This window comes from Sporolactobacillus nakayamae (assembly GCF_900113325.1).
In the GTDB taxonomy this organism is placed as follows: domain Bacteria; phylum Bacillota; class Bacilli; order Bacillales; family Sporolactobacillaceae; genus Sporolactobacillus; species Sporolactobacillus nakayamae.
Map to the genome: position 1 here is coordinate 1 of NZ_FOOY01000030.1, position 22,252 is coordinate 22,252.

At 42.4% G+C, this 22,252-nt stretch carries 18 protein-coding genes, 1 pseudogene and 1 riboswitch; of the genes and pseudogenes, 9 read left to right on the forward strand and 10 right to left on the reverse strand.

Annotated elements, in window-relative coordinates; genetic code table 11:
• Together BM003_RS18000 and BM003_RS15660 are read right to left on the reverse strand one after the other, a co-directional pair.
• Positions 1-124 (reverse strand): annotated as a pseudogene (locus BM003_RS18000) (IS256 family transposase); the annotation flags it as partial.
• Between the two features lie 551 nt (positions 125-675).
• Complete coding sequence (locus BM003_RS15660; RefSeq protein ID WP_093674593.1) at positions 676-2,094, reverse strand: MDR family MFS transporter; 1,419 nt, start codon at positions 2,092-2,094, stop codon at positions 676-678.
• Positions 2,095-2,246: 152 nt separating this feature from the next.
• Between BM003_RS15660 and BM003_RS15665 the strand changes: the two genes are divergently transcribed.
• Positions 2,247-3,005, forward strand: a complete 759-nt coding sequence (locus tag BM003_RS15665; protein WP_093674594.1) for a MerR family transcriptional regulator — start codon at positions 2,247-2,249, stop codon at positions 3,003-3,005.
• A 540-nt stretch (positions 3,006-3,545) separates the two neighbouring features.
• Positions 3,546-4,442, forward strand: coding sequence for a DMT family transporter (locus BM003_RS15675; RefSeq protein ID WP_093674596.1), 897 nt, complete (start codon positions 3,546-3,548; stop codon positions 4,440-4,442).
• Positions 4,443-4,629: 187 nt separating this feature from the next.
• On the opposite strand, the gene BM003_RS15680 is transcribed toward BM003_RS15675, so the two are convergent.
• The 5 genes from BM003_RS15680 to queG form a co-directional block, all read right to left on the reverse strand.
• The gene (locus BM003_RS15680) at positions 4,630-4,785 is read right to left on the reverse strand and encodes an isochorismatase family protein (protein WP_245734317.1); all 156 of its coding nucleotides are present in this window, start codon (positions 4,783-4,785) and stop codon (positions 4,630-4,632) included.
• A gap of 12 nt (positions 4,786-4,797) precedes the next feature.
• Complete coding sequence (locus BM003_RS15685; protein WP_245734319.1) at positions 4,798-5,856, reverse strand: MFS transporter; 1,059 nt, start codon at positions 5,854-5,856, stop codon at positions 4,798-4,800.
• A 219-nt stretch (positions 5,857-6,075) separates the two neighbouring features.
• The gene (locus BM003_RS15690) at positions 6,076-6,807 is read right to left on the reverse strand and encodes an AraC family transcriptional regulator (protein WP_245734321.1); all 732 of its coding nucleotides are present in this window, start codon (positions 6,805-6,807) and stop codon (positions 6,076-6,078) included.
• Between the two features lie 129 nt (positions 6,808-6,936).
• Complete coding sequence (locus BM003_RS15695) at positions 6,937-7,263, reverse strand: YciI family protein (RefSeq protein WP_093674598.1); 327 nt, start codon at positions 7,261-7,263, stop codon at positions 6,937-6,939.
• A gap of 38 nt (positions 7,264-7,301) precedes the next feature.
• Positions 7,302-8,468 (reverse strand): tRNA epoxyqueuosine(34) reductase QueG, encoded by a 1,167-nt coding sequence (gene queG / locus BM003_RS15700; protein WP_093674599.1) that lies wholly within the window; start codon positions 8,466-8,468, stop codon positions 7,302-7,304.
• A 221-nt stretch (positions 8,469-8,689) separates the two neighbouring features.
• On the opposite strand from queG, the gene BM003_RS15705 reads away from it, so the two are divergent.
• Positions 8,690-10,132, forward strand: a complete 1,443-nt coding sequence (locus BM003_RS15705; protein ID WP_093674600.1) for a M1 family metallopeptidase — start codon at positions 8,690-8,692, stop codon at positions 10,130-10,132.
• Positions 10,133-10,809: 677 nt separating this feature from the next.
• Here the strand turns inward: BM003_RS15705 and BM003_RS15710 are convergent.
• On the reverse strand, positions 10,810-12,060 hold the full coding sequence (locus BM003_RS15710) for a hypothetical protein (protein ID WP_245734322.1): 1,251 nt from the start codon (positions 12,058-12,060) through the stop codon (positions 10,810-10,812).
• Positions 12,061-12,261: 201 nt separating this feature from the next.
• Between BM003_RS15710 and BM003_RS15715 the strand changes: the two genes are divergently transcribed.
• Complete coding sequence (locus BM003_RS15715; RefSeq protein ID WP_093674602.1) at positions 12,262-13,377, forward strand: murein hydrolase activator EnvC family protein; 1,116 nt, start codon at positions 12,262-12,264, stop codon at positions 13,375-13,377.
• A gap of 123 nt (positions 13,378-13,500) precedes the next feature.
• Positions 13,501-13,872, forward strand: a complete 372-nt coding sequence (locus BM003_RS15720) for an iron chaperone (RefSeq protein WP_093674603.1) — start codon at positions 13,501-13,503, stop codon at positions 13,870-13,872.
• Positions 13,873-14,218: 346 nt separating this feature from the next.
• Here the strand turns inward: BM003_RS15720 and BM003_RS15725 are convergent, their stop codons facing one another.
• Positions 14,219-15,226 carry an SDR family oxidoreductase gene (locus tag BM003_RS15725; protein ID WP_093674604.1) on the reverse strand — a complete coding sequence of 336 codons (1,008 nt, stop codon included), beginning with the start codon at positions 15,224-15,226 and terminating at the stop codon, positions 14,219-14,221.
• 967 nt (positions 15,227-16,193) lie between these two features.
• Positions 16,194-16,341, forward strand: a riboswitch (cyclic di-AMP (ydaO/yuaA leader).
• A gap of 129 nt (positions 16,342-16,470) precedes the next feature.
• Here BM003_RS15725 and BM003_RS15730 point away from each other — a divergent pair.
• On the forward strand, positions 16,471-18,504 hold the full coding sequence (locus BM003_RS15730) for a KUP/HAK/KT family potassium transporter (protein WP_093674605.1): 2,034 nt from the start codon (positions 16,471-16,473) through the stop codon (positions 18,502-18,504).
• 109 nt (positions 18,505-18,613) lie between these two features.
• Here the strand turns inward: BM003_RS15730 and BM003_RS15735 are convergent, their stop codons facing one another.
• On the reverse strand, positions 18,614-19,306 hold the full coding sequence (locus BM003_RS15735) for a tyrosine-protein phosphatase (protein WP_093674606.1): 693 nt from the start codon (positions 19,304-19,306) through the stop codon (positions 18,614-18,616).
• A 312-nt stretch (positions 19,307-19,618) separates the two neighbouring features.
• On the opposite strand from BM003_RS15735, the gene BM003_RS15740 reads away from it, so the two are divergent.
• From BM003_RS15740 to BM003_RS15750, 3 genes are all read left to right on the forward strand, one after another.
• Positions 19,619-20,158 (forward strand): hypothetical protein, encoded by a 540-nt coding sequence (locus tag BM003_RS15740; RefSeq protein WP_093674607.1) that lies wholly within the window; start codon positions 19,619-19,621, stop codon positions 20,156-20,158.
• A 113-nt stretch (positions 20,159-20,271) separates the two neighbouring features.
• The gene (locus BM003_RS15745) at positions 20,272-21,204 is read left to right on the forward strand and encodes a WD40/YVTN/BNR-like repeat-containing protein (protein ID WP_093674608.1); all 933 of its coding nucleotides are present in this window, start codon (positions 20,272-20,274) and stop codon (positions 21,202-21,204) included.
• Positions 21,185-22,048 (forward strand): hypothetical protein, encoded by an 864-nt coding sequence (locus BM003_RS15750; RefSeq protein ID WP_093674609.1) that lies wholly within the window; start codon positions 21,185-21,187, stop codon positions 22,046-22,048. Before BM003_RS15745 ends, BM003_RS15750 begins: the two co-directional genes overlap by 20 nt.
• Positions 22,049-22,252 lie beyond the last annotated feature (204 nt).

A 22,252-nucleotide genomic window follows, 5' to 3' on the forward strand; every position in this document is an offset into this window, starting at 1 on the left:
CCTGGGCCTGAAGGACCTGATTGAGTATCGATTCCAAAAGAGCCTTGACACCCGATTCGTGAGTATTGCCAAAAAATAATTGATGCAGAATCTTTTCATCTAGAGTAATCTGTAATTGAGCCAACCTTTTATCTCTCCTTGAATATGGTTTTGGTCAACTCTATTCTAACTGAGATAATGGGCTATGGCTCATTTTCTATGATGAAAATGGAAGATTCAGAGGGAGACGAGTGTCCGAGTGTTTTCTTGGAGGGGGCCGGCCCCCTCCAAGAAAACACCTTTCTCAATCCGACAACTGCTCCATATCAACTATCCCTTTTACACAATTATACTGGCTCAACTATGGTTCGGTTCAACTTCGGGGATTGGGTTCAACTTCTCCTCTCTTGGGTTCGACTTTGATCGTGTTCGGTTCAACTTTTCCCTCGTTGAACTTCAATATTCGGGTCAACTCCTTCTCTTATAGGTTTACTGCGCATCTTCCGTCAACTATGCAATGTATTTTCTTCAATTATAAGCAGTAAAGAACTATTTTTGCCTGCAATCTATGGGCGAACAAAGAAATTATTGCATGAGTAAACCACTTTATTTGTATTTACTAATTTTTTCAACTAATAATTCATCATGGTGATGCCATATAATATCCCTTTCAAGTAAACGATATCCTTTACATGTTTACTTCTGAGATTTCTTGTTTGTTAAGAACAAAGTGGGAATAAGCAACACCAAACTAAGGATCAAGGCTAACATGAAACCATTGTGGTAAGCAGTAGTCATGAGTGGGGTCGTTGGTGCTTTACCTTGGATTGGCAGGCTGACAACCGTTGCAATGACTGCTGAGCCAAACGCGCCGCCAATATTTTGCATGAGCCGAGTTCCGACACTGGCTTGTGCAATTTCTTGTTTAATCATACCCGTATATGCATCCGTCATCATTGGCAGGGTGACACCACCGATACCCATACCACGAACAAACAAGACGATACTCACAACAATGAGTGAAGATGTTTCATTGATGAATACAAATGGAATCGTACCAACGATGGCTAATGCTAAACTTACCAAGACAACATGACGTGCGCCCAATTTATCAGTTAGCTTGCCAATTAATGGGCGGGCAACTAACATACCGACACCTTGCGGAATCAAGATCAATCCGGTGCTCAATACTGAGAAGCCTTTAATGTTTTGAAAAAACAAAGGTAATAACAACATGGGACCGTTGGTAGCAATCCCTGCAAGAAATAAGCCAATCATGACAGCACTGAAATTTTTTGATTTGAACAAGTGTAATTGGAGAATTGCTTGCTCCTTTTTGACAGCAGCATAACTCATGTAGCCGACTAAAATTGCGGCTCCGGCAGCAATATAAGCAATTGTCGTGCTGTTGTTAAATGAAGAACTTTTTGCTGCTTTAGTAATCCCATAAATCAAGGCTGCAGCAGCGGTGCCCAATAAAATAATACCAATAAAGTCGAATTTAGCTTTTCGGTTCGCGGGTGTGAAGTGAGGCAGCTTCAAAATCATCAACAGGATAGCAAGGATACCAATTGGAACATTGACGAAGAAAATGTAACGCCATGATAAGAATTGGACAATTATGGCTCCAATAACTGGGCCAAGGATTGGACCCAAGATCATTGGGATACCAACGGTCGACATCATACGTCCCATTTGATTTTTTCCAGCAATTTCAACAGCTAAAGCAGTTACCAATGTCATAATAAAGCCGGCGCCGACACCTTGAATAACTCGGAAAATAATCAATGAATGGATACTCCAGCTGAATCCCGAAGCAATCGAAGCAGCTAAGAATAATAGATTGGCACCAATCATTAACCATTTACCGTTGAACCGTTGAACAGCCCAACCGGCAAGCGGCACTGAAATGGCCATAGCTAACACATAACCTGTAATGACCCATTGAATCAAATCAAGTTCGACACTGAAATCATGACTCAAGTGCTTGATGGCAATGTTGACCGTTGTTGAATCAAGGAGCGGCATAATCGCTCCAAGTACTAAAATCCAAGCAATGTTCATGATATTCTTTGGAATTGGCTCAAGTTTTAACGCTTTTTCATTCTTCTTCATCGTAAATAATGCCTCCTCATTATATGCGCCATTTTTGCTGCTCGATTTATTGCTTTAAAAAATGCCGCGTTCACGTATAATGAGAATATAAACTGTAACGTTGCGTTCGAGTCAAGGGCCTTTTGAAAAACTTTGGCAAGGAGGAAAATGTAATGAAAAGCGTCAAAGAAGTGAGTAAACTTTCCGGCGTAAGTCGCCGAACCTTACAATATTATGATGAAATTGGATTGTTACCGCCCAGCGCGGTGAAAAAATCGGGTTACCGCCAATATGATGACGAAAGCTTGCGCCGCTTATGGAGCATCCTCTTTTATAAAGAGCTTGGCATTTCCCTTGACGATATTCGATTGTTGCTTGAAAGTCCAAGAGAAATGGAAAAAGAAATCATGCGGCAGCATAAACATATTCTTTTGGAAAAAAAAGCTCAATTAGAAAAGATGATCGTGTCCATTGACCGTATATTAAATGATGAATTTGATCTTTCGATGCTCAGGGATTTTGATCAAAATAGAATTAAAGCAACAATGAAAACCTACGCAAAGGAAATCCGAGCGTTAATGGAAAGCGGTTTTTTTCTTCCATTGGTGAAAAGCGGCATATTTCCGGGCAGCATCTCCATTGTGAAAAATGCTTCAAATGTAATGAACACGGATTTTGGTGAACTCGTTTCTCTTAGTGCAGAGGTCATACAAAAATTTCGTGAAGCCATGATTGATGGGCCAGAGAGTCTGGCGGCAGAAGCAGCGGTTAATGCTTATAGAGAACTGATAAATATAATATGGATTCCCTGTGATGATCAATCCTTTCGCAAAATCGGACGGGCGTATTTGGTTCACAAAGAAGCGTTGGACCAAAAGTCACCGGGACTTGCAGAGTTTGTATCTAAAGTTATTTTGCATGTGTATCAGTAACCATGCAGGGGATGAGTACAGTGATATAGCAGAATCATGCTAAATCAATGGTCCTGTTTTTATCAAGTGCTCTGAGATGGAAATACACAGAAGCAATGGGGAAGGGAGATGTCTCTATATGATCGAAAAAATAGTATGGTGGATCCAATACATAATTAATTTCCTTTTTATGCTCTATTTGGCTAGGTATATTTCAAACGCATTTTATTCAACTCCAGGATCTTTTCTAATTAGCATTTTCCTAATCGTAGTTTCTATTATTTTGGCCTATCTTTTAACGATAAGGTTTAAAAACAATGGTTGAGATTCTACAGGCAGTCTTTTCTTTCAGTTTAGTCCTATTTATTGCCCAGTCCGACATGATTAGCATGCCGACAAAAAACGCTTACTGCTAGCAATAAATCCACATGGAAACTACAAAGCGTTGTCTATGCAAAATTGAAGCATATAAGTACAAAGGGCAAGCATTGAGTAGACAGAGTTTTTGATAAAATATCGCCTTGTGTTTATGATGATCAATAGATCTAGGAGGTGCGTATCTTGCGGAAATCAACCGCTGTTGTTTTGCTTATTTTTGCGAATCTTTTCTGGGCGGGTAATTATATCTGCGGTAAATTTGTGATTGGTGAAATGGAACCGATTCAAATCAATTTTTTACGTTGGCTGATCGCGGCGGTTATTCTTTTTCCGCTTGCGCAGCTCATTGAGAGACCGGATTGGAAAGCTATTTTTAAGGAGTGGAAGCTATTACTCGTTCTTTCCATACTCGGTATCATTGGCTATAATCTTTTACTCTATGAAGCTCTTTATTTTACGACCTCACTGGACGCAGCTTTAATTAATTCAGTCAATCCGGCCATGATTGCCATCTTTGCAGTATGGTTATTAAAGGAAAAATTAAGTAAAGTCAATGTTCTAGGTTTGATTGTATCGCTGGTTGGTGTGCTTCTAGTGCTTACCCATGGCAATCTTCTGCATGTGTTTGCGATTGATTACAATGCAGGGGATCTCTTCATGCTCGTGGTGATCATTTCATGGACCTTTTATACGCTGCTCAGCAATCGAATTAAAGGCTTACCACCTATCGGAGCAACTGCTGTTACTGTAGCCCTCAGCGTGTTGGTGATGCTGCCGTTTTTCATGTATTCAAATTTCAACTGGTCATTTACTCCTGCAACGGCCACCGGTATTCTCTATCTAGCACTCTTCCCATCTGTGGGTTCACTATTATTCTGGAATATCGGCGTACCTATAGTGGGATCAAGTTACGCCGGCATCTTTCTGAATTTGATTACGGTGTTTACCGCGATCCTCAGTATTCTCTTAGGGAATGGAATCAATCTTTTTCAGATCATCGGTGGTCTCGTGGTTGTTCTTGGCGTCTACCTAACCAATAAAAAACCGGGTGGAAAATCTGTTCGCCGATTGAATGCGTAAGCCATTGTGACGGTAAGGTAATCAATCCTTAATTCTTGGATAAAGCTGTTGCATCACGTGCAGAAACCCTTCGACAATTGGCGCGTGATTTTCTTTTTTCCAGGCAAAAGACATTTGATAGGCGTGTTGATTTGTTCCGAAGAGCGGTTTATAGACAACATCATCTCGTATGTGTTTTGCTGAATCATTAATTAATGCAATACCTAAACCCGTTTTTCGAAAATGCGTTCACCAGTTTTGTTGTCTTTTCCACAACTTGTGCACCTGTGTATGGGGCACGTTGGCTGTTCACAATCCCATTCTGCAGGTCAATAACGACTAAAGCTGTTTTATCTTTATTCATTTTCATCGCTCCTCATCCTATATGCTGTGCTCGACTAGGCCGCGTGGCGATTTGCCGGTAGACGCGCCAATAAACCCACAAGCCATTCACGAGCAGCAGTGCGGCAGTGACAAAAAATACTGCACGAATACTTAACCATGCGGCAATCTGGCCGCCAAAAATAGATCCACCGAAAACACCTAAATACATCGCGGACATACTAAAACCAAATACGCGGCCTGTCAGTGCAGCCGGGGTAATTTTTCGAATCATAATATTCACGGAAGGCATTAACCCGCCGGCAGTAAGCCCGAACAGAAATCGAAGTACGATCAATTGCCATGGCGCGGTGACAAAAGCTTGCGGGATAAAAAGCAGGCCTGCCGTAAAAAGCGCAATCACCATGACCTTATGTGCGCCAATCTGATCGGACAGCTTTCCTAAGCGCGGCGCGGCGATAATATTTGCGAGCCCCGACGCTGAAAAAGCAAGCCCAGACAGCAGTGCGAGATGGCTGCTGTTTGTCAGATGTCCCATGAACACCGTCACAATTGGTTCAACGGAATATAAAGCGATGGTTAAGATAAATGCGGTAACAAACAGAGTAACGGTCAACCCTTTTTCCGGAATTTGATTCCAAATGTCTTTGGCATGACGAACTTTTTTATCGGTTCGCTGGAACGATTCCTTGACGAAGAAAAGCGTGGTAAAAAAGGAAACCATCATCAGTGCACCAGTCATGAAAAACACATTTTGCAATCCAAAATGCTCACTAAGAAATCCGCCGATGAGCGGACCGAGAAGCGAACCGGCTATGTTGGCGGTCGACAAAGTGCCCAGCGCCCATCCGGCATGTTCCTGATCCGTTTGCGTAGCGATCAGCGTCGTACAGGCTGTGCTGTAACCGGTGATCACGCCTTGCAGAAGACGAAGCCCAATCAGTACGGCAACATTGGGGGCAAACCCCATACAGCCGATCACAATTGCCCATAGGCTTTCGCCCAAATTTATCGGCCACCGATCCCCAAATTGGTGAAAAAATGGCCGATAAAATAAAAGTACTGCCAAAAGCAATGCCGGATAGTTGAGCAATTGCTGCCTCTTGATGAATCCCAAGATGTCTGATGTACAGCGGCAGCACCGGTGCAATTTGACTCATGCCAATCCCTGTCGCAAACATGCCAAACCAGCATACCACTAAATTTCTTTTCCAAATCGGCATGATCCGAGTCTCCGAGATTCAAATATAGGATGAATAATTACACCCAATAGTTTAAACGTAGATTGGCTGCTGATCCATGGTTGATCCTGTTATCCATGGACATTTTTGCTGTAATAGTCGATTGGACTTATCCCTTCTGATCGTTTAAATAGCCGACTAAAATAAAATTCATCAGCAAAACCAAGCAGATGCGCAACGTCCTTGACCTTGTGATCGCCGTCAAGAAGCAGTTCCTTAGCTTTGTCGATTTTCATCTGGTTAAAATAGGCAATAACCGAGTAACCGGTGCTTTCTTTGAAAATCCTAGTCAGGTATGTTGAGGACAATTGGACGAGCTCTGCTAACTCTTCTAAAGTAATGTGCTTAGACAGATTTCTTTGCATATAGTCGACAATTCGCTCCACCTTCAGCGAACTTGCGAAATTCTGATTTTGTTTCCTGACATTGTCTGCAATGGCTAGGAACAGTTGTTGCAGCAGGGTCCGTGCGGCAAAGGGGTATCCGGGTTTTTTTTCGTTCCAGCATGTAGTCAAACGTCGAAACGACGCTTCTACCTCGTAGGAATCCATTAATTGTTTTCCCGTTTTCTTCATCAGCTGTTTCATGCCTTCATGGATTGTCCACTGGTTTTGACTCCATTCCACCTCCGCGCAGCTGAAATGAACCGATAAAAAACCGCCGGGTCCCGCTTCGGGTTCAAATGTATGATGGAGCCCGGGGCTGATGTAGCAAAGCATGCCTTTTTTTATTGAATAGTGTCGCTTATCAATGGCGATCGTTCCGGAACCGCCGGTAAAAAGAATGAGTTCATGGTGGGACAATGTACGGTCTATTTTGCGCGGTGGACGCTCCTTATTAGCAAACGATCTACTGTTACAATAATGAATATGGAAAAAAAGTTGGTCGGACAGGATGACTTCACCAGCTTTTCGGAGTATTGGATTTCTTTCTTAATCGGATGCATGGGACCGCATCAGAGCGACGCGGTAAGGATAAAGTTCGGCGGTCATGATTCCGGCTGCAACAGCTGGATCGGTTTGCATGAGTGTTTGTGCTTCTTCGAACGAAGAAGTCTCTAAAATAACAATGCCGAACGTCTTTGCATCCAAACCTTCTGTTTTTCCGGCGAGGATGAGCATGCCCTTTTTTAGCAGCTCTTGTAATCTCGAAAAGTGCTGTTCAACCACATCATTTTCGCTTTTTGTCCAATTTGCTTCATCCAATAGAGCAGGAATTAAACGTAACACATAGATATATTGCTTTCGCTTATCCGGCATTGATGATTACTCCCTGTGTTTGATTTCTGTGATGATTATTAACAGCAGTTACCTTTTTCAGCATCCAGTTTTTCTTTGATCCACTGGAAGACTTTTTCATCATCTTCTTTTACAAGCAGATTTTCTAAAGATTGAACGACTTGCACGCGCATGTTGGGGTCAAATCGATCCCACATTTTCTGAAGCGCCCAAGTGACCGTGCGGCGGATTACGGGACGCGGGTCTTCATCGAGCAGACGAAGCAGTTCCGGCGCGGCACTCACATCTTTATAATTGCCGAGCGCGACAATCGCATTGCGCTGAATGGGCTTTTTTCCCCGCCAAGAGCCTGACAGTTCGCCGAATGTCTCTTTGAAATCGCGATTAGACAGTGAGAGCAGCGGTATGAGCAGCGGACGGGCAAGTTCAGGATCCGCTTCCATCTCCTCATGAAAATGACTATCCACATCGCGATTGTATGGACAGACTTGCTGACAGGTATCGCAGCCGTAAATACGGTTGCCGATTGCTTTTTTGTAGGGTTCCGGCAGTTCCTGTTTGGTCTGCGTAAGATAGGCGATGCATTTCTGACTGTTGAGTTGTCCACCTTGAACCAGTGCACCGGTCGGACAATGGTCGATACAAATTGTGCAGTCGCCACACAGGTCAGTGGCTGGTTTGTCTGGAGGAAAGGGAATATTGGTCAGCATTTCGCCGAGATAAACATACGATCCGAATTCCTCCGTAATCAGGTTGGTGCTTTTTCCTGCCCAGCCGATGCCGGCACGTTCAGCCACTGCACGGTCTGACAGTTCTCCAGTGTCGACCATACTTTTGTATCGAGCACCGGGGGTGGTGTCAACCAGAAAGTCACCAAGCTTTTCCAGTGCTTTGCGAAGAATCATATGGTAGTCCTGTCCCCATGAGACTCGGGCAAAAGCGCCGCGACGCTGGCCCTTCGTGTTTGCCGGGCGCTCGGCCATTTTTTTCGGGTACGCCATGGCGATCGAGACAATCGACTGCGCGCCGTCCATGAGCAGAGACGGCTCAGTCCTCTTTTCGATATCCTTCTCCTCAAATCCGGACTGATAACCGAGTTCCCGCTGCTGGTAGAGCCGAGCCTTGAGTTCGGTGAACGGATCGGCCGTCGTGAAGCCGATCTTGTCCACGCCCATTTTCTTGCTATATGTGATCAGCTGTTCTTTCAGCTTTTGAAAATCCGTCATTTCTAATAAATCCTTTCATTGCCTATTGCGAAACATTGAGAGACTTGTCCCGATTGCTGTTCTGCCCTCATGATAGCGTGATTGGCAAATGCACGCAAATTAATGGTGAACGTCGTCTTTATATTTTTTCACCCGACATGATCTGACACAATCGCCGAAGGACTTTTTTCTTTGAATCTTGAATAGTAACTCTAACAGGCGTATACGAGAGGTGACTGGATTTGAAGAAAAAGCTTATCATGATCGGAGCAATTCTTACTGTGTTCATCGTGACGCTCTTAATTTTTGAGATTGGAAAGCCAATCCATTTACAGCCTGCCAATGAAATACAAGAGAACAACACGAAGAAGATGCAACAAGTCTTTGTACCGAAAAGTGTTCCTGCAGGGAATCAAAGTGATTATACGATTCACCTTTCCATGAAAAAGAATGGTACTTTTCATGTGAACGCAATGGTAGAAATCAAAAATACATCCTCAGATTCATGGGACAAACTGGTGTTTTATTTTATACCTAATATGTTTACAAAGAAAAATGATCCTGATGTCGACCAACCAGCAACCAACCATATTAATACTATAAAAGTGAATGGTTATTCCAATTCACACCGCTTAATTAAAGATACATTGAACATTCCATTAAAAAAGAATTTATCTCCTGGGAGAAAGGCTAAAGTATACTTTTCATACGATTTCACGGTTCCTAAAGGAGGAAAACGATTCACACAAAGGAATGGCAATTTTTATTTAGCAGAATTCTATCCGATGATCGCAACCTATCGAAATCACACTTGGAATGCTGCGCCATACCAATTTATTAATAGTGAAACGTATCATACGACATTCAGTGACTTCAAAGTTGTTTACGATATTCCGAAAGAATACACGATGACCTCAACGAGCGAGGAAGACATTTTTCCTAGCAAAAGCAAAGGCTCTTTTTCAGTGAAAAAATCAAAAGAAGTCTTTATCGCCTTGCTAAAATCACCCTACGTGACAACTGTTAAAGTAGACGATACAATGATTCGTATTTTTAGCATCAATAAAGAAGAGTGTGAGGAAATAAGAACTGAGGCGGCTTCGGCATTCACCTATTATGAGCGTAAAATGGGGCGCTATCCACGCCATCAACTTGACATCGTCCTAGGCGAAATGGGAATGGAGTATCCGGGAATAGTTACAGCAGGTTATTTGCGTAATGGCCCGTTAGATCTTAAAGGACTTAAATGGGAGGTTGATCACGAAATTGCCCACCAATGGTTCTATGGGGTCGTCAGCAATGATCCGTATCATGACGGATGGCTGGACGAAGGCATGGTTACTTTTGCACAAGGACTGTTAAACATTTACCGATCAAAGAAAGCCATTGATTACACGTACATTGACAAAATAGTTAAAGAATATAACAAGTATCCGGTGAATCTGCCGTTGGATCAGTATCCTCCAACCCTAAGGAGTACCTATATTTATGGAAAAGCGAGTTCAGCGCTTTTTAAACTGTTTAAACATCGCGGCGGACAAAAAGAGGCAGAGAAATTTTTAAATGCATATTACCATTTTTATCAATATAAAGAAGTTGATTCAAAAGAATTCATACGCTTTACCAAAGCATATTTCAATATAAAAGACGATGATATTTTCAAAGGATGGTTATCTGTCCGATAATAAGATCTTATCAAATTATGCTGTGTAAATTGCATGTTAGTATTAGAGTGTTACTAGGTATTAGACGCACTATGTTCGTGTGCTTCACATTTTTAATGGTAGACTTTATAATAGGATTAAAGTAATATTTCACTTACGATATATAGTTGCTTTGATCGAGTAGATTAAGCATATGGATTTTGCGTCTACTTTTGTTTATTGATGTATATAATAAAAACGGCAGTTGCCTGTGCTCTAACACAGATAACTGCCTGGGCACTAGAAGCTGCTTTAAGAGCAGCGCATCACCTTACAGCTTAATTATCACAAAGGATAGTCCGCCTTCTAGCCTGCCAGCTTGTGGGACGGATTATTTTTTGTCCTTTGTGATGTAGTTGAGCAATGCCAGCAAAAACTGACCACCCAAAAAGAGTAGACCAATTATGCCGGTTACAGCCACAATCACAGACATAGGAACAAAAAAGCGCCTCCTTCTGTTCTCTGTCGTCTACAGGAGACACTACGAGAACAGGGTGTGACACACCGTCCTTTAAACCGTTCTATACCTTGTTTATTATTCTAGCATAATCTGAGTTCGTTCAAATCGTCTAATGAAGCAAACAATGAATGGTGGCGTGCAGTTTCAAAGATACATCCACCGCCAATAAGAAGATCTGCTTCTGATTGATCAGCAAAAGTCATACCGATCGCGCAATCGGGTCAAGGATTCTGATGTCCGTACCGAACTTGCACATGGCGTCACAGTCGCATTGCAAGTCCGAAAATAAAAGATAGGACATGGCGGATTTTAAGGATTGTTCCTTAATGAATGATGGGCGCATTAATTGCGCTTTGATTTCTTTTTCACGTTTGTTGGGAGCGACCAAAAAAAGTCTGCATGTTTGCTCAACAGACAGCGATAAATCATAGAGTCTGAGAATGCCTGAATAAATGGAGGTACTCTTTTCCACTTCAAATCCGCTGACAATCTGATCATTTTGACTCAGCCAGAGCACGTCAATCAGTGATACAGTATCAAAGACGCTTTTGCTTAGATTCGTGAGCGGCAGGGCGGAGAGCGAGTATTCGCCGAGCTTTTTACCGTTGTATTCTCGCTTATGGTCGTTTTGGGCGATCCACACATGATAGCCCAGTGCGCGTCCCAATCGTGCTAAATGGTATTGCATTTCACTGTGTGCATTTTCCTCAATTTGGTCATCAAGGACTTGAGAATGTCTTTTTTTCACTGCTTTTAACCGTTTTTCATTTTCCGCCGCCAGAACCTCGTCACTATTTTCGGGCAGAATGAGCCGGCCAGAGCCAATCTCAAACAGTAAACCGGCAAAAGCACCTAAATCTTTGGATAAGCTTGACTGTTGATTTGTCGCCAGGATATCCTCTCTCATTTCAAGGTAAGCCATCCAGGAACCGAGCTTAAGCTTTTTATGGAATAGTGTATTGAACCCGCGAACAATTGCTGTATTGAAAGGCGGAAACAGGGTGGGGTGAAGAAAATAAATAATAGTGGCAACCGCCGGGCCCAAACCTTTAATTTTTAATTGATCGAGTTTCACAATCTCGTCAAAAATCTGTTTAGCATTGGTGGCGTGCAGACAAGCATTAAGAAATCTTCCAAAAGCCATTTGGTTTTCAGAGTTCTCATAAATATCTGGGATTCGGAGCTTCGGTTTCCAGAAAAACGGATGTGCCGCCCCTGCGAAAATTTGTTTTTGCTCCGATATCGCCGTAACAACGGTCTCCAAGCTCGATCCCTTGAAATCATTTCCAAAGGTGCGTGCTTCAATTTCACTAATGACCTTTTTAAGTCCCTTTTTGATGGTGCGGAAGGCCTTGAGACGGTCTTCATTATTAATAAACCAAGTATGATAAACTGATTCCTGATCGTGTATGTACCCCTCGGTGAGCTTATCTAATTCTTCACGTGCCAACGTGTTTACCTCCATTAATATCTATGATCCTATTATAGTTGAATACTCTTTACGAGATAGATGTTATAGTTTTGTCATTATATTGTTATCGAATCATGTCTTGTTGTGTCACATTATGTTGTTATGATGTGACTATAAATCATGCTAAGGGTATTCGCCTGAAGCGATATAAATAGAAGAATACTAGAGGGGAAAGGGATCATGAATCGAAAATACATACATACAGCAGCGTTGGGACTGGTGCTTTCCTTATTCATGGGCTATGGCATCCCCGAAGCACATGCAGCACAAGGTCAGCAGCCTTCTGAGAATCAGCGACAACAGGATGCGGTGATTAACCAGCTTAAGGCTTCGGATCATCAAGTGAAGAAGATTAAAACGGCGGTGGATACCAAACAAGATAAACTCGCCGAAAGCCGTGAAAAATCGAAGTGGATGAAGGAAGAAATCAATCGATTGGACAAGCAGATCGACAGCAGAGATAAGTTATTGAAAAAGCGGATTCGAACGATGTACGTCAATGAAGGATCCGTGAACTATCTTGACGTTCTGCTTGGTTCAGAGAGTTTTGGTAATTTCATAGATCGAGTATTTGCTTTAAAAACAATCTCGGAAAACGATCAAAACATGTTGAACGATCAAAAGAAAGACAAGGCGGACCGGGCAGCAAATCAACAGGCGCTTATTGACGAACAAAGTCAGTTGAAGAATCGTTTGGCGGAATTAAAGAATCTGGAAACTGAGCTTCTTAAAAAAGAGAAAGATCAACGCAGTCAATTGGCGTTATTGAAAGAAGAAGCATCGAAAATAAAAGAAAAAGAAATGGAAAAAGATGAAGAAAAAGAAATTGCTGAGGATCAAACACGTGCGCTAAACAGGCAATCAACCGAGCTTGAAAATCTGTCTGACAGTAAAGCAGATTTCATAAAACCGGCCCAAGGCTATATCTCTTCCGGGTTCGGCAAACGTTCCTTTGATAACGGTTTTCATCCCGGGATTGATATCGCCAATAGCGAGGAGACACCGGTAAAAGCCGCTGCTGACGGTGTTGTTTTTCGAGCGTATCATTCATCCAGTTACGGAAACACGGTCATGATTTCACACAAAATCCATGGGAAATTATTTACGACCGTTTACGCGCACTTAAACAGTTATCATGTCGCAACAGGAGAACGGGTGATTAAGGGACAGGATATTGGCGGAATGGGTAATACAGGCGAATCGTTCGGCTCGCATCTGCACTTCGAACTGTATGACGGACAATGGAATCCGCCACCGCATAACGGCGCTGTCGATCCGATGAAGTTTATTCAGTGAATGGATTTGGAAAAATGAGAGGGGCGATCCCTCTCGTTTTTCGGATACAGAATCATTGATTTAATAACAATGGTTTGAGGAACGTTCCTGAAGGGTATAATCTATTTTTTAGGAGGGAACAACATGGACGTTTTTGCAGACTATTTATCGCGTATGGATAACCCGCAGCACCGAGCCCGAACAGAAGAAGTGTTGACATGGGTAACTAATAAATTTCCACATTTGGCGCGGGTGATTAAATGGAATCAGCCAATGTTTACTGATCACGGAACCTTTATTATTGGTTTCAGCATATCTAAAAAACATTTGGCCGTCTCCCCCGAACTTGCAGGGATTGAGCGTTTTTCTGCTGACATTGTGCAGGCTGGTTATGATCATACCAAGATGTTAATACGCTTTCCGTGGGATCGCCCGGTTGATTATGAATTGCTTGAGAAAATGATTGCATTTAATATCGCCGACAAAAAAGAGTGTACGACCTTTTGGCGGAAGTAAAAAAGATCCCTCGCTTCAGCACGATGCTATAGTGCTGAAAAGGGACAGTGAGTGCATAAGGACAGGAAACTATTCACTAAGCTAAAGCAGTATAGTCTCTAGTCATCTTCCCGTTCACTCGAATCCTCAGTAAAATTACTCAACTGTCTCATCATCGTTCAATAATTCACTCAAGGTATACATAATTAACGTCATTTGGCTCTTGCCCCTGAACGGGCAGGAATGATTCATCTTTCTGATGAAATTGTGCAGGCGGTTATGATCGCCCCTGCCACTGACTCACCTTGGTATAAAAAAAGAGTGGGATTAGTCTTTTTCCCCATCTTTAATAGATAACCTTAAAAAGTTAGGAATTTGTTGATTCTCCACCATCTACATGAAGAACTTGCCCAGTAACATGCCGAGAATCATCGGATGCTAAATAAACAAAGGTAGGGGCGACTTCGAATGGTTGAGCCATGCGATTAAATAAATTCGTTCCGTGCAAGGCGTTTACATCAGAAGAAAAGCTCGCCGGAATAAGAGGAGTCCAAACACGACCAGGTGCGATGGCATTGACACGAATCTGACGTTTGGCAAGGCTTTTTGCTAAAGAACGGGTCCAGCCAACAATGGCTGCCTTTGTAGCCGAATAATCAATTAATAACGGTTCACCTGCGTACGCGACCACTGAGGCAGTTCCAATAATTGAACTTTCTCCTTTTAAGTAGGGGAGTGCAGCTCTTGTTGTATAAAAATGGGAATAAATATTCAATTTAAAAGTTTCATCAAATTGTTCGTCCGTAATATCAGTAAGATCATTTTGCTGAAACTGAACCCCGACATGATTACACAATACATCTAGCTTCCCAAAGGTTTTAATGGTTTCGTGTACAATGTGCTCACATTGTTCTTTTTTTCGAAGATCTCCCGGTAGTAGTAGACAGCTTTGACCAAACGCTTCAATTCTTCTTTTTGTTCGTTGGGCGTCTTCGTGCTCATCTAAATAAGCAATCACAACATTTGCCTCTTCTTTTGCAAAAGCAATCGCTGCTGCTGCCCCCATTCCACTGTCACCACCAGTAATAAGAGCCACTTTATTTTTTAATTTGCCACTTCCTTTATAATGGGGGTTTTCAATAATGGGTCTTGGAACCATTAAATCTTCAAGTCCAGGTTGTCTTAATTGTCTTTGCTCCGGTTGAGTCAAGGGTACCTCTTCATATCGAGTGATTTTTCCATACACAGGATAATGCGGATATGGATCTTGCTTTTTATTGTCTTCAAACCATTTTTGATAAGCACGAATTTGCTCAAGTTCTTCCGTAGATAATGAGTGATGATGCTGAGGGTTATGCTCATTTTGATTATTCATAACGAATGCCTCCTCCATTTCATAGGCTATGATTAGCCATCTTCTGATGTGAAGAAAAGCTGGCTGCCTGTTCACAAACGAAGGAGGTGACAACAAGATGCGCGTCGAATTTATGCCTCAGGTCACACGTTTATTGGAAAATGTGGAAACTGAATTAACGTTCGATTATTTACATTATAGCTGGACCACCCCAACTATTGCTGTTAGACCTCCTTACTATAGCCATCCCGTCTATAAGCCATATTATCCAAACCTATAATGCGATCGATCAGTGGGGACTTTTTGCCCCGTTAGGTGGGGGAAGATACAATGAACTTTCGAAAAACCCGTTTAATCATCATTAATCCAACACTGGGCTGAATCCATAGGGATTTAGTCTTTCTTACAAGTTAAGAAAGTATAGCGTTTTGCCTTGGCGGTACAACGATAAGGTCATAAGATTCGGTTGGGCGATCAGGTAAGCGCCCAATCTGAGAAATAAACGGAAAAATTTCGCTTATCGAATCGAAAAACGTGAAAATAGAGGCTTTTTCCGTGCATAAGCAGAAAAATTACCCTTATTTACCTGTGAAACAAGCGTCATGATGCATATAACCGGAAAATCTCCGCTTATTTTACTCCGGCCGCGGTACTTAATTAAGGACCAAGCGCTTTTTGCCCGGTTTTTCTAATCACGATTGGTCTTAATCAAACGTTTGATTTATTCGGTGCAAATGATCGGGCACAAGTTACCTTTTTCCGACCTTATGGTGACATAGGTGATCACCCGATTGAGAATGAGTCCGAACCCAATGCAAACAGCCGCAGTGATTCGTCCATTGCCAACCAGTCTTCAGTTAGAGGCAGTCTTGAAAGGATTCCGATCAGACCCATAATATAAACTGGGGGCAGAAATGACTACATCCTCTGCATTGTTCTTCTTTACATCATGAACTGCCAAGCATATAATAGTCTCGAAAATTAAATCATTCTTTATTCGCTGAATCCGTCAGGAGCGGGGGAACCAACTTTGTGATGCTGGGCATCACTTGGGGTGAATCCTTCAACGTAAGGACGGGCTACTCTCATGGTCCGAATCCGACAGCTAACTTCGTAAGCGTTAAGAGAGAGGGTGTGAACTGATGATCGAAAATTAATTCGACTGCGGGGATGATTCTCTGTGGTCTTTTTGTCGTTTCATTTTTTAATGAAGTGCCCGTGATTGGTACAGAAAAAAATACTTTTGCGAGGAGATCAATTAAATAATGGATAGTAAAATGAACCAACGCTTGTCGATGGGCGGGATGTTGGTTACTTTGGGGATTGTCTACGGTGACATTGGTACGTCACCATTGTACGTGATGAATGCGATTATTTCGGATGCTGGGAAAATGCAGCATGCCGTACCCGACTATATCATTGGCTCAATCTCATTAATTTTCTGGACACTTATGATCATTACAACAGTAAAATATGTCCTCATTGCGATGCGCGCAGATAATAATCATGAAGGTGGCATTTTCGCTTTATATGCTTTAATTCGCAATCGTGCCCGTTGGCTGACCTTTCCTGCACTCATCGGTGGCGCTGCGCTCTTAGCGGATGGAACGTTAACACCGGCTGTTTCTGTAACATCAGCGATCGAAGGGTTAAAAGGGCAGCATATTGGCCCACTTGAATTTAGTGATCATCAATTCGTTGTCGTACTCATTGTGACGGCGATCTTATTAGGCCTGTTTTTGATTCAGCACTTTGGAACGGAGGTAATCGGGCGGTCCTTTGGGCCAATGATGCTTCTATGGTTCGTTTTTATCGGTGTTCTCGGTTTTATGAATATGCTGAGCCATTTAGAAATTTTAAAAGCACTATCTCCAGTTTATGCGATTCAATTTCTCTTCAGTCCGGTCAATAAAGCAGGCATTTTTATTCTCGGCAGTGTCTTCTTGGCAACGACAGGAGCGGAGGCGCTTTACTCGGACATGGGCCATGTTGGAAAGAAAAATATTTATGGCAGCTGGCCTTTTGTGTCGCTTATGCTGATGCTTAACTATATGGGGCAAGGCGCGTGGGTGATCGGTCATTACCAGAGTGCGGCTTATCGTAATCTTCTTGATGTTAATCCTTTTTATGAAATGCTTCCGGATCAAATAAGGTTATTTGCCATCGTGCTTGCGACCTTGGCAGCAATCATTGCTTCGCAAGCGTTGATTACAGGCAGTTATACATTAGTAAATGAAGCAATTGGCTTAAAGTTTCTGCCTCGAATGTTGATTAAACGTCCAAGTAACACGCGGAGTCAAATGTATATTCCAACTGTTAATTGGTTTTTGTGTATCATTACACTCATTATTGTCTGGTTATTTCAAACCTCACAGCATATGGAAGCCGCTTATGGGTTAGCAATAACCATAACCATGTTGATGACCACCTTGCTGCTGTTTGCGTTTATCAAGAGCAGGCTTAATCAAGCAGTTGCTTTTGGGATGGTTCTATTCTTTGGCTTGATTGAGGTTCTCTTTCTGATGGCAAGCCTCGTTAAGTTTGTCCATGGGGGCTACTTGACACTTTTAATTACACTATTGATTCTTTCGGTTATGGTTGTTTGGTATTTCGGCAACAAGCAGCGTGAAAATTATGAACGCACAAGTGAATATGTTTCGTTATTGGATTATCGTAAACAGTTAGTTCAACTGAGTAAGGACAGCACGGAGCCGCTTTATAGTACGAACTTAGTTTATATGACCAAAATTGGTCCACATTACAGCATTAAACGGAAAGTCCTGTATTCAATTCTTGATAAGCGACCGAAACGGGCAAAAGTGTATTGGTTTGTAACGGTTAATGAAACGGATGCCCCGTATGAGAACCAGTATACGGTAGATATGCTGGGTACTCGTAATATCATTAGTGTACAGCTCTATCTGGGCTTTAAGAATTCACAACATGTTAATATTTATGTTCGGCAGATCGTTAATGATCTTATTGATGAAAAAGTCATTGATACGCAATATCCTAAATACACAACGCTTAAAAATAGGCGTGTCGGTGATTTCAAATTTGTTGTCACCACGGAGCAGTTAATGGATTTAGCGACAGATCCAAAGATGAATCGCTGGGATCGTTTATTGATCGGAGGTCGTATCTTTCTACAAAATATCACGACTTCCCCGGCCATTTGGTACGGGTTAAAATTTAGTGAAGTTGTTGAGGAAGCCGTTCCTTTAGTACTTTATAATCCGAAAGTTTTACGCTTAAATCAAAAAGAAATTCGCCATGCGGTTAAAGATACGAAAAAATAAGGTGAACTATGGCATTTGAGAAAAAGCCAACCTAATAAAAAACGGGAGGAATAAAAAATTTCCTCTCGTTTTTTTTAGCTTCTTTTACATGAAACCCTCTTACATCGTCTCAGAACAGCTTGTTTTTCAACGATGTGATCTCATCCGGATGCATACCAACTTGCTGAAGATAGTCTTGGACCGTACCATATGTTTCAAAGAAATGATTCAGTGTCGCTTCCATGTACTCCATATCGGAGCGACCGGTAAAATCTGGAATCTCCGGGTGCTGATGCAGCAATTCGCGTATTCTGAGCCGCAAATAGGTATAGGAAATTTGATAGTCTGCGAGAATATCACTGATGCAGACACCGGCAATAAGAAGCAGCAGTGCGGCTACAACACCGGTACGGTCTTTGCCGACATAGCAATGGATGAAAACGGCGCCTTTTTGCCGAATGATGATACTGAGAATCCGTTTGATCGCGGGGAAATCAGCAAGCATCTCTGCGTACAGCGAGGGGACTTCGGCTTTCGAAGCAGGATTGCGATTGCCAAATGCAAATGGGCAATGAAAATAATTAAAGTCGGCGGATCGTTCAAAGGCGCTTGGCAACCGCTCTATTTCCGGCTTTGAACGGAAGTCGAGCGCTGTTGTGACGCCAAAATTTTTCAATAGCACTGCATCTTCCGGGCTGAATGATTCCGGTACATCACTGCGGATGATTCTTCCGAACGCTGTAATCCTGCCGTCATTTGTTAGATAACCGCCTAGATCCCGCGTGTTCACCGTGCAGGAAAGGGGAATTCTTCGTGTTGGCATGACTGTACCTCACTGGTTTTTATCTAGATTAAGGCTGTATTCCATGCTAATTATATCACGGTGGGAGTAATCCATTTATCAATTGAGTGTTTGGCAGAAAACTGACTTTTGCTAATCCCAAGAGAGCGTATCGCCCCTCAAAGGGTTTGTTAGAGAACCAATGAAAGATCCCTGCTCTGGGGTGACTCGAATGTTGTCACTAAATTAGGATCGTTACCTTTTATGGAAACGGGGTTTTTTCAGCAGAACAGAGAGAACTGAGCTATGCTAAAATAGCAACGAGGCTACTGGTCTATGTGGAGGTGTCTTGCTATGACAAAAATAAATAAACTTGTGCTTTGTGTTACGATCATTGCTTTAATCACGGGATGTGGACAAGATCATGCAAACGATGAAACAAAGTCCAAACCATCCGATTCGACAGCGAAGAAAGTCACGCGAGCGAGTCAAGAATCGTCTTCAAAGAAATCCTCTTCATACAATAGTTCCTCTGTCACGGAATCTTCATCCAGTCAAAAAAAGACCATTGAAAGCTCAACTTTAACTGTTTCTTCGACAGGCGCATTGTCGGGCGAAAGTCAAGAAGGATCAGCGTCAAATGATTCAGCAACCAACAGTCAAACGTTCGTAGCCAATGCGGATGAAGCAGTTAATGTATTGAAGACCCATTTAAAAGAAGGGCAAGATTCGGATATTCAGTTCGAACCGCTGGATGTGCATAAGAAAAAAGATTCAAGAGGCTACTATTATCTCATTCGAGAAGAATCGAAAGAACTTCTTGAAAAAGGCGGCTCCGGGACAGTCGGGATTTACAAGGTATATGATGACTACAATTATCAATTAAACGAATGACAATCGTTTACTTACCGTCAACGAGGACATGAATTTGTATAGTCTGCGCCCCTTTGGTATTGTGAAAGAAAATCTCCAAAATTCCCCACAAATTAATAGAGGGAGTCCTTTCTTTGAAAACGATAGTACTTAGTGTATGCGGGTTCATAATGATCGCCTTAATCATGACTCTAGTTAATTACGAAAATCTGATCAGCTTCATACCGGTGCGCAGTCAAGCGTTTGGTGCACAGGACAAGCCTAAACAATTGCAGCCTGTGCCGCTACGTCCCGTCACAAATGCCCCGATAAACTACACGTTACAGAAAAGTGAGCTAAATATAACCTACGACAATGGGAAGAGCTGGGTCAAGGTTCCGGTTGATCGAGATCAGTTATTTGACGGAGAATACAACGGAAATAAACAGGAATTGATTGACGGGAGCTATCTGCTAACCAAATATCGAACGGCATTCCTGCATTCAGAAGGCGCGGATCCGCAAAGTAAAAGCATTGTACTCACCTATTCCCTTGATCAGGGAAAAACATGGCACAATTCCACTGTGACCACCTCTTTTACCGCCTTGCGCTTCAGAAAAATAGGTTTTATTAGTGACCACTTCGGTTATGTCATCTTATCTGGTGATCGAACGATGTCTCAGGAAAGTTCAAGAGTCTTTTTAACACAGGATGGAGGACGCGGCTGGAAGGAAACCGCTTCTACAGGGGTTACGCAGTTAATTTCAGATGGCGGTTTTGTCAATGAATCTAGCGGATTTTTGTCCTATGGAACCATTAATCCTGAAAATCCGGAGCTTTACGTGACAGAAGATGGAGGAAAGTCCTGGTCGAAGGCTGTGTTTACAATGCCCCAAAAATATCTCAAGATCTTTGTTACAGCGGAAATTCCAACAAGAGAAGGAAATCGCTTGGCCGTTTTCGTGAACCAAGGCCCAAATGGCGACTATAAAGGCGGAAAAGTGAAAGGAAAATTCATTTCAAAGGATAATGGTAGAACATGGGCCTTTTCCGAGGAGGTACAGCCGGATGAAAATCAACAGGAATAAATGGACGACGGTCTTGGGCTGGTGCTCATTATTGCTCGCCATCGGCTTTTTTGGTTTGCAGATTGGCTATTTAGTCATGCATCGTTTTTTTCAAGTAGAGTATATCGATAATCAACTCTTCTTCATTATTAACTGCCTGTGTTTTTTGGGGATCACAGTGTCTCTTTTGCTTTTACTTGTGCTCACGCGAAAAATGATATGGATTCTTTCCGGCGCGGCCATTCTGTTTTTCATTGTGAATGGAGTTCTGCTTGTTGAAAACAGTCAGGAAACCAACAACATAACCAGCATATCGCCTGATTGGAAGCATGTATTCGTTGTTAAAGAAAATCCGGCGACCGGAGCAGCCATTTATTATCGGAGCTACTATGGAATTTTTTGTCGGCCTAAGCAGGTCCTTCCCTATAGAGCGAATGATCGGTATAAACTTAAATGGTTAGCGAATGATAGTGCCGCTCTGACGTACACGGATGCAAATGATAAGATTCAGCAATTCATTGGTACGTACGGCGATCGCGGCGGGGGCAGATCTTACTATTATGTGGGTGCGGAAATTCATGGACAATGGCAGGGTGGAGGCGCATTAGTGATCAGCAACACAAAAGGCATTTCAGTTACTGAAGCTGGCACGACCGAATTATTTGAGTGGGACAGTATCGTTCAGTTTGGTACTCTGGCTGTTGTGCTGAAGAGAGATGATCAAGCCGTGTGGACGCTGTCATTAAATAAAGATTTTGAGATTCATTCGGACGCTTCTGAACCGGCCACCGGAACCATCCGTTTGTACCGCGCGACAATGGAAAACAATGAGCCGTTAACGCTGCGCAATGAGCCATTGAACTAGTATCCGTTCAAAAAATCCATTTGTGATAAATTTCCAATCTAGTAAAATGTTTTTTTACATCAATGATCTCATAGCTCAAACAACCTATGATCAAGGGGGACAACTAGGGTTAAGCGGTTTCTAATAGATTGAATGTCAAAGTTAATGGAAGAATAATTCATTGACAACCTTAAAACATACTATTACCATAGGGTATATAGTTTT